7 protein-coding genes are annotated in these 8585 nt (G+C 72.9%); 2 read left to right on the top strand and 5 right to left on the bottom strand.

From position 1 onward, the window contains the following. Positions 1–2 precede the first annotated feature (2 nt). Together opcA and pgl are read left to right on the top strand one after the other, a co-directional pair. The gene (gene opcA, locus ACZ56B_RS08175) at positions 3–1028 is read left to right on the top strand and encodes a glucose-6-phosphate dehydrogenase assembly protein OpcA (RefSeq protein WP_468787528.1); all 1026 of its coding nucleotides are present in this window, start codon (positions 3–5) and stop codon (positions 1026–1028) included. After that, a complete protein-coding gene (gene pgl, locus ACZ56B_RS08170) occupies positions 1025–1810 on the top strand; it encodes a 6-phosphogluconolactonase (RefSeq protein ID WP_468787526.1) in 786 nt (261 codons plus the stop codon). Before opcA ends, pgl begins: the two co-directional genes overlap by 4 nt. Positions 1811–1874: 64 nt before the next feature. Here pgl and ACZ56B_RS08165 read toward each other — a convergent pair whose 3' ends face one another. The 5 genes from ACZ56B_RS08165 to ACZ56B_RS08145 all read right to left on the bottom strand — a co-directional run bounded on the left by ACZ56B_RS08165 (position 1875) and on the right by ACZ56B_RS08145 (position 8572). Further along, complete coding sequence (locus ACZ56B_RS08165) at positions 1875–2714, bottom strand: carbohydrate ABC transporter permease (protein WP_468787524.1); 840 nt, start codon at positions 2712–2714, stop codon at positions 1875–1877. Continuing rightward, positions 2711–4075: a carbohydrate ABC transporter permease gene (locus tag ACZ56B_RS08160; RefSeq protein WP_468787522.1), complete on the bottom strand. Its 1365-nt coding sequence runs from the start codon at positions 4073–4075 to the stop codon at positions 2711–2713. The genes ACZ56B_RS08165 and ACZ56B_RS08160 overlap by 4 nt, the downstream gene beginning before the upstream one ends. A 5-nt stretch (positions 4076–4080) precedes the next feature. Then, positions 4081–5409 carry an ABC transporter substrate-binding protein gene (locus ACZ56B_RS08155; RefSeq protein ID WP_468787520.1) on the bottom strand — a complete coding sequence of 443 codons (1329 nt, stop codon included), beginning with the start codon at positions 5407–5409 and terminating at the stop codon, positions 4081–4083. A 40-nt stretch (positions 5410–5449) separates the two neighbouring features. Beyond that, a complete protein-coding gene (locus ACZ56B_RS08150; RefSeq protein ID WP_468787542.1) occupies positions 5450–7072 on the bottom strand; it encodes a glycoside hydrolase family 13 protein in 1623 nt (540 codons plus the stop codon). Positions 7073–7300: 228 nt separating this feature from the next. After that, the gene (locus tag ACZ56B_RS08145) at positions 7301–8572 is read right to left on the bottom strand and encodes an ABC transporter substrate-binding protein (RefSeq protein WP_468787518.1); all 1272 of its coding nucleotides are present in this window, start codon (positions 8570–8572) and stop codon (positions 7301–7303) included. Positions 8573–8585: the final 13 nt, after the last annotated feature.

The following is an 8585-nucleotide window of genomic DNA, read 5'->3' as shown; positions in this document are numbered from 1 at the left end:
CGCTGGTGCGGGGCCGCCGGGCCATCGGCACGCCGGCCGTGGGCATGGTCCTCACCCTGGTCATCGTGACGGACGAGGAGAACGCCTACGACGCGCTGAAGGCGGCCGACGACGCCTCGCACGAGCACCCCTCGCGCATGCTGGTGGTCATCAGGCGCGTCTCCCGCTCGCCCCGCGACCGCACGCAGTCCCGCCTCGACGCCGAGGTGCGGGTGGGCGCCGACGCGGGCACCGGCGAGACGGTGGTGCTGCGGCTGTACGGCGAGGTCGTCGAGCACGCCCAGTCGGTGGTGCTGCCGCTGCTGCTCCCGGACGCCCCGGTGGTGGTGTGGTGGCCGGTCGACGCCCCGCTGGACCCGGCGAAGGACCCGCTGGGCGCGCTGGCCCAGCGCCGGGTGACCGACACCTACGCCTGCGAGCAGCCGGTCCAGGAACTCGTGGCCCGCGCCGCCGCCTACACCCCGGGCGACACGGACCTGTCCTGGACCCGCATCACGCCGTGGCGTTCGATGCTGGCCGCGGCCCTGGACCAGGTCGCCTGCCAGGTGGTGGGCGCCGAGGTGGAGGGCGAGGAGTTCAACCCGAGCTGCGAGCTGCTGGCGATGTGGCTCGCGGACCGGCTGGACGTCCCCGTGCGGCGCTCGCTGTCGGGCGGCCCGGGGCTCACCGCGGTCCGCCTGGACACCGACTGCGGCCCGATCGTGCTGGACCGGGCCGACGGTTCGCTGGCGACGCTGTCCATCCAGGGCCAGCCCGAGCGCGCGGTGGCGCTCAAGCGCCGGGACACGGCGGAGCTGCTCGCGGAGGAGCTGCGGCGCCTGGACCCGGACGACACGTACGCGTCGGCGCTGCGCTACGGCGTGGAGCGGCTGAAGTCCCCCGAGGGACCGGCGGACGGACCGTCCGGTGAGCCGCCGGCCAAAGGGGGACGGCCCGAAGCGGTCCCCGCGCCCGTCGAGTCGGTTGCGAAAGGTCCCGCGGAGCGGGCGACGGCGCAGGAACCGGTGAGGAGGGCGGCGGCGAAGTGACCACGGCACCGCAGCTGGTCGTGCACCGCGACAAGGAGCTGATGGCGCAGGCCGCGGCGGCCCGGCTGATCACGAGGATCGTGGACGCCCAGGCCTCCCGGGGTTCGGCGTCCGTGGTCCTGACCGGCGGCCGCAACGGCAACGGCCTGCTGGCCGCGCTGGCGGCGGCCCCGGCCCGGGACGCGATCGACTGGGGCCGGCTCGACCTGTGGTGGGGCGACGAGCGTTTCCTGCCGGAGGGCGACCCGGAGCGCAACGTCACCCAGGCCCGCCGGGCGCTGCTCGACGCGGTGCCGCTGGATCCGGAGCGCGTGCACGCCATGCCCGCGTCCGACGGACCGCACGGCGCCGACGCGGACACGGCGGCGGCCGCCTACGCGGAGGAACTGGCCCGTGCGGCCGCTCCGGAGAACCACGGTCCCGTCCCGGCGTTCGACGTCCTGATGCTGGGCGTCGGTCCGGACACCCACGTGGCCTCCCTCTTCCCGGAGCTCCCGGCGGTCCGGGAGACGGAACGCACGGTGGTGGGCGTGCACGGCGCGCCCAAGCCCCCGCCGACCCGGGTGACCCTCACCCTCCCGGCGATCCGCGCGGCCCGCGAGGTGTGGCTGCTCGCGGCCGGCGAGGACAAGGCCGAGGCGGCGGCGATCGCCCTGTCGGGCGCGGGCGAGATCCAGGTCCCGGCCGCGGGCGCGTACGGCCGGGCCCGCACCCTGTGGCTGCTGGACTCGGCGGCGGCCTCGCGGCTGCCGCGCTCGCTGTACCCGCAGGCGTCCGCCTGACGCTCCGTCACCCGCGCGGACCCCCGTCTCGTCGAAAGGACGGGGGTCCGCGCGGGTGCGGGCGTCACTTCACCGATCCCGCCATCACCCCCTGCACGAAGTGCCGCTGGAAGGCGAAGAACACGATCACCGGCACCACCAGCGACAGGAACGCGCCCGGCGCCAGGACGTCGATGTTGCTGCCGAACTGCCGGATCTGCGACTGGAGTTCCACCGTCAGCGGCTGGGAGGAGCTGTCGGCGAAGAGCAGGGCGACCAGCATGTCGTTCCAGACCCACAGGAACTGGAAGATGGCGAGGCTGGCGATCGCCGGGCGCCCGACGGGCAGGACGAGCCGGGTGAAGATGCGCCACTCGCTGCCGCCGTCCATCCGGGCGGCCTCCAGCATCTCCTTGGGCATCTCGGCGAAGTAGTTCCGCAGCAGGAACACCGCGAACGGCAGCCCGTACGCCACGTGGAACAGCACGACCCCGGGGATGGTGCCGAACAGGCCCAGCTGCCCGAAGAGCTTGGCCACCGGCAGCAGTCCGATCTGGACGGGGACGACCAGCAGCGCGACCACGACCAGGAAGACCGGTTCGCGCCCGGGGAAGTCCAGCCAGGCGAAGGCGTATCCGGCGAGCGCGGCGACGACCACGACCAGGACGGTCGTCGGCACCGAGATCAGCACGGTGTTCCAGAACGCCTGCGTGATGCCCGAGTTCTCCAGCAGCGCCGCGTAGTTGTCGAAGGACAGCTGCCCGGGATCGGTGAACACGGTCCACCAGCCGCCCTCGGCCGTGTCCTCGGCCGAGCGCAGCGAGGACAGGAACAGCCCGGCCAGCGGGGTCATCCACACCAGGCCGATCACCACCAGGAAGGCCTGCACCACCGCGCTGCTCAGGCCGCGCCGGATCGCGTTCATCGCTGACTCCTTCGGAAGCGGCGGACGTTGAAGACCATGGCCGGGACGACCAGGAGCAGCAGCAGCACGCCGAGCGCGCTGCCGAGTCCCTGGTCGTTGCCGCCGCCGAACGACACCAGCCACATCTGTGTCGCGAGCACGGTCGCGTCCTCCTGCACGGGACCGGGCGCGATGATGTAGACGAGGTCGAAGACCTTCATCACGTTGATCACCAGGGTCACGAAGACGACGGTGAGGACCGGGGCGAGCAGCGGGACGGTGATGCGGCGGAAGATCTGCCACTCGTTGGCCCCGTCCATCCGCGCCGCCTCCAGCGCGTCCCGGGGCAGGGTGGACAGCCCGGCCCCGATCAGCACCATCGCGAAGCCGGTCCAGATCCACAGGTACGCGCCGATGATCGCCGGCGTGACGAGGGCCGGTCCGAGCCAGGAGATGCCCTCGTAGGGCGGCGCGAAGTTGGCGGCGGGCAGTTTCAGCGCGTACGAGCCGCTCTCCAGGCCGGTGAAGCGGAACGAGCCGTCGGACGCGGTCGTCGTGCTCGCGACCGTCCTCCCGTCGCGGACCGCCTCGACCTTCATCCCGGGCAGTCCGCTCTCCCGCCGGTCGACCACGCCCGGCTCCCCTCCCCCGCCGGGGGTGAAGTCGAGGTACACCACGCCGCGCACCTCGTCGGCGCCGGCCGGGCGCGAGGCCGCCGCGTGGGCGGGTCCGGCGTCGTCCGGGAGGTCCTTGGGGGCGACTCCGACCAGGCCCAGCGCCGCCGTGCCGCCGGGTGCGACGTCCGCGCCGGTGACGTAGGAGCCGTCCGCCTGCCGGGTCAGCCCCTCGCCCTCGCGGGCGCGGGCGGCCGGGTAGGACGAGGTGCCCTTGAAGGCGTCGTGGACGGTGACCGCGGCGGCGTTCAGCACGCCCTTGTCCGGGTCCTGGTCGTAGGCGAGCCGGAAGATGATGCCGGCGGCCAGGAAGGACACCGCCATCGGCATGAACAGCAGCAGCTTGAAGGCGGTGGCCCAGCGGACCTTCTCCACCAGCACGGCCAGGATCAGTCCCAGGCCGGTGAGCAGGGCGGGGGCGACGACGACCCAGATCGCGGTGTTCCGGACGGCCTTGAGGGTGGTCGGGTCGCGGAACATCTCGGTGTAGTTCCCCGCGCCCACGAACTCGTTCCCGGAGGCGTCGAAGAGGCTGCGGCCGACGGAGAACAGCACCGGGTACACCACCAGCGCGCCCAGCAGGAGCAGCGCGGGGAGCACGAACAGCAGGGCGACGACCCGCCCCCGGCGGCGCGGGCGCCGGCCGCGCGCGCCGCCGGGGCGGACGGGCGCCGGCGGGCCCGCCTCTTTCACCAGTGTGGCGGTCATGGCCGTCAGTTCCCGTACGCCTTGGCCGCGGCGTCCTCGAGCTCGGCCGCGGTCTTCTCGGGGTCGGACGGGTCGCGCAGGAAGTCCTGGAGGATCTTCCACTCGCCGGCGCCCTTGGTGCCGCCGAAGGCCGCCGGGGCCTGGTCGGACATGTCGAAGCGGACCGAGTCGCCGGCGTCGATCAGGGACTTCGCGGTGGCCCGGGTGACGTCGTCGCCGTAGGAGGCGAGGTCGAGCTTCTTGTTCGGGGAGAGGAAGCCGCCCGCCTCGGCCCACACAGCGGCGGCCTCGGGGGTGGCCAGGTACTCCAGGAGCGCCATGCCGGCCTCGGCGTTCTTGCCGTCCTTCAGGACGACGGCCGCGTCGCCGCCGCTGACCACGGGGGCCTCGCCGGTGCCGACCGGCGGGAAGGGGAAGAAGTTCGCGTCGGTGCCGATGGTCTTCCCGAACTGGTCCTTGGCGACGCCCGCGACGAAGTCGCCCTCGTAGACCATGGCGGCCTCGGCCTGGGGGCCGAAGACCTTCTCCACCGAGCCGGGGAAGTCGGTGTTGAGGGCGCCCTTCTGGCCGCCCGCGATGAGCTGCTTGTCCTTGAAGAGCTTGCCGAGCGTGGTGAGCGCCTCGACCACCGTCGGGTCGGTCCACTTGATCTCGTGCGCGGCGAGCGCGTCGTACTTCTCGGGTCCGGCCTGGGAGAGGTAGACGTTCTCGAACCAGTCGGTGAGCGTCCAGCCGTCCTGCCCGGCGACCGAGAAGGCGGCGAGACCGGAGTCGGAGATCGTCCGCCCGTCCTCCAGCATCGCGTCGTACGTCTTCGGCGGCGTGACGCCCGCCTGTTCGAGGGCCTCGGGGCTGTACCAGACGGTCGACTTGTGGGCGGCCTTGAAGTACAGGCCGTACAGGGTGCCGTCGACGCTGCCGTAGTTGCGCCACACCTCGGCGAAGTTGTCCTCCGCCGTGTTCCGGACCTTCTCGTCCAGCGGCTCGAGCCAGCCCTTCTCGGCGAACTGCTTGAGCACGCCGACCTGCGGGACCATGACGACGTCGGGGGCGTTGCCGCCCTCGATCTTGCTGCCGACGACGGTGGAGACGTTGTCGCCGGTGGACACGAACTGGGTCTTGGCGCCGGTCTTCTCGGTGAAGGCGTCCAGCACCTTCTGGAAGTTCTCCTGCTCGCTGCCGGACCAGACGCCGGCGACGGTGACGGTCTGGCCGCCGAGCGCCTTGTCGCCGCCGCCGGCCGCGACGGGGTCGCCGCTGCCGCAGGCGGTCGCGCCGAGGGCGAGGACGAGGGCGGTGCATCCGGCGAGCAGGGTGGTACGTCGTCGCATCATCGTTGATGTCCCTTCGGAAGGTGCGGGAGGTGACGGAGGGTCAGGAGGCGTGGATCCACCAGGCGGCGGTGGAGCCGGGGAGCACTCCGGGCGGGCAGGGACCGCTGGCGAGCAGCGGGGTGCCGGGGACCGGAGCGGGTACGGGGGCGGTGCCGAAGTTGACGGCGCACACGAGGTCGTCGCCGCGGACGAAGGCGAGCACGCCGGGCTGGGTGTCCAGCCAGCGCAGGGTGCCCTCGCCCAGTTGCGGGAGCGCGGAGCGCAGTTGCAGGCCGTCCCGGTACAGGTGCCAGAAGGACCGGGTGTCGGCGAGCGCGCGGTCGGTGGCGTACTCGGCGAAGTACTCGGGCTGGGGCAGCCACGGCGCGGCGCTCTCGGTGCCGGGGGTGAAGCCGAACGGCGAGGCCTGGCCGGACCAGGGCAGCGGCACCCGGCAGCCGTCGCGGATCCGGGCGCGGCTGCCGGTGCGGCGGAAGATCGGGTCGGTGAGCACGTCGTCGGGCAGGTCGACGACCTCGGGCAGGCCCAGCTCCTCGCCCTGGTAGATGTACGCGGCGCCGGGCAGCGCCAGCATCAGCAGCGCGGCGGCGCGGGCGCGGGCGGGACCGAGACCGCTGCCCTCGGGAGTGGGTTCGCCGTAGCGGGTGACGGTGCGGACCTGGTCGTGGTTGTTGAGGACCCAGGTGACGGTCGAGCCCGTGCCGGCTATGTCCTGCATGGCCTCGGAGATGACCTTGCGGAAGGCGTCGGCGTCCCAGGGGGCGCCGAGCAGGTCGAAGAAGAACGCCTGGTGGAGTTCGTCCGGGCGGACGTACCGGGCGTGCTCGCGGGCGCTGGGGACGGAGACCTCGCCCACCAGGAGGCGTTCGCGGCCGTCGCGGGCGGTGTACTCCTCGCAGACCGCGCGCCAGTGCCGCCACACGTCGTGCACCTCGGGCTGGTTCCAGGCGAGCGGGTTGACCGAGTCGCGGGTGCGGGCGTCGGCCTCCGGGTCGGGCGAGTCGGGCAGTTCGGGGTGCTTGAACAGGCCGGCGGCGACGTCGATGCGGAAGCCGTCGACGCCCCGGTCCAGCCAGAAGCGCAGGACGCGGTCGAACTCGGCGGCGACCTCCGGGTTGCGCCAGTTCCAGTCCGGCTGTTCGGGCGTGAACATGTGCAGGTACCACTGGCCGGGCCGGCCGTCCGGCTCGGTGACGCGGGTCCAGGCGGGGCCGCCGAACATGGCGTGCCAGTTGTTGGGCGGTTCGGCGCCGTCCGGTCCGCGGCCGTCGGCGAAGTGGAAGCGGGCGCGCTCCGGGCTGCCGGGGGCCGCGGCGAGCGCCGCGCGGAACCAGGGGTGCTCGCTGGAGCAGTGGTTGGGGACGATGTCCAGCAGCACCCTGATGCCGAGCCGCCGGGCGGCGTCGACCAGCAGGTCGAACTCGGCGAGGTCGCCGAAGACCGGGTCGACGTCCGTGTAGTCGGCCACGTCGTAGCCGTGGTCGTGCTGCGGCGAGGGGTAGAAGGGGCTCAGCCAGATGCCGTCCACGCCGAGCTTCTTCAGGTACGGCAGCCCCGCCCTGACGCCGGCGAGGTCGCCGATGCCGTCACCGGTGCTGTCCAGGAAGCTGCGGACGTACACCTGGTAGATCACTGCGTCGCGCCACCAGCGGTGGGCGTCGATGTGCTTGGGACTCACCCCGTCGACCTGTCTGTGCGTGCGGAGGCCACCCGGGACTCCGGAGGAACGGTTATGCATGCATGTTAAGTAGGCATGTCGAGAGGGTGTCAACGAACGTACGCGAGACGTCGGGAAGTTACCGGGTCGAAAGGACCACATAACCGGACGGATCGCCGTCGAATGAGACGTCCGCGTTACCTAACAAGTAACTAGGAGATGCCGGGGGAGGCGCTAGCGGGAGGAGACGGCGGCGAGCTCGGCCGCCAGCCGGCGCACCGCGGCACCGGGCGTCTGCCGCCCGGTCATCGCGTCGTGCACCACGGCCTGCACGACCAGGCTCACCTGGTCGTAGTGCGGGCTCTTGGGGCGCGGGGCGGCGGCGAGCACGCTCTCGCGCAGGGTCGGCAGGTACGGGAACCGCCGGACCAGTTCGGGGTCGTCGTACAGCGCGGCCCGTACCGGCGGCAGCGCGCCCCGCGTGAGGACCTGGCGCTGGACGCGCTCGCCGGTGAGGTACGCGATCAGGCGCGCCGCGGAGTCGGGGTGCCGGGCGTGGCTGCTGACGGCCAGGTTGGAGCCGCCGAGGACGCTGGTCCCCGGCCCGTCCGGTCCGGGCAGCGGTACGGCGCCCACCTTGCCGGCGACCTTCGAGCCCGGGGCGGAGGCGGCGACGTAGGCGTAGGGCCAGTTGCGCAGGAAGAGCAGCCGGCCGTCCTGGAAGGCCTGCTTGGACTCCTCCTCCTTGTACGTCAGCGCCTCCCGCGGGATCCAGCCCTCGCGGACCCCGCGCGCCAGGAAGCCGATGCCCTCCCTGGCCGCCCGGGAGTCCACGGTGACGCGCTCGCCCTCGTCGCCGAGGATGGTGCCGCCGGCCGAGTAGACGGCCTCGGCCGCGTTGACGGTCAGGCCCTCGTAGGGCAGGAACTGGCCCGCGTAGCCGCCGAGGCCGTGCTCCGGGGCGACGGTCCTCGCGATCCGCTCCAGCTCGGCCCAGCTGCGCGGCGGCTCGATCCCCTCCTCGGCCAGGACGTCCTCGCGGTACAGCAGCAGCCCGGCGTTGGTGACGTACGGGACGGCGTAGAGCCGGCCGTCGTAGGTCGCGGTGTCCACGACCCGGGGCAGGAAGGCGTCGAGCGGGAAGCGGTCGCGGGGCAGCGGGCGGATCCAGCCGGCGGCGGCGAACTCCGAGGTCCAGCTGACGTCGATGTTGAGCACGTCGAACCGGCCGCGCTCACCGCCGCGCAGGTCGGTGATCATCTGCGCGCGGGTCTCGTCGGCCGAGTCGGGCAGTTCGACGAGGGTGACCTCCTCCCCCGGGTGGGCGCGGTTCCAGCCCTCGAGGACGGAGCCGAGGTAGCCGGTGAGGTCGCCGGCGGTGGCCAGGGTGAGCGGGCCGCGGCCGTCCGCGTCGGCCTCCCCGGCCCGCGCCCCGGAGGCGACGTAACCGGTCAGGACCACGACCATGACGAGGAGGCCCCTACCCGCGGCACGGATCCACCGCATAGGTTCCTCCCTG

It is taken from the genome of Streptomyces sp. NPDC034670 (genome assembly GCF_055574875.1).
Note: the sequence above shows the minus strand (reverse complement) of the source record. Positions and strands in the feature narration are given on the sequence as shown.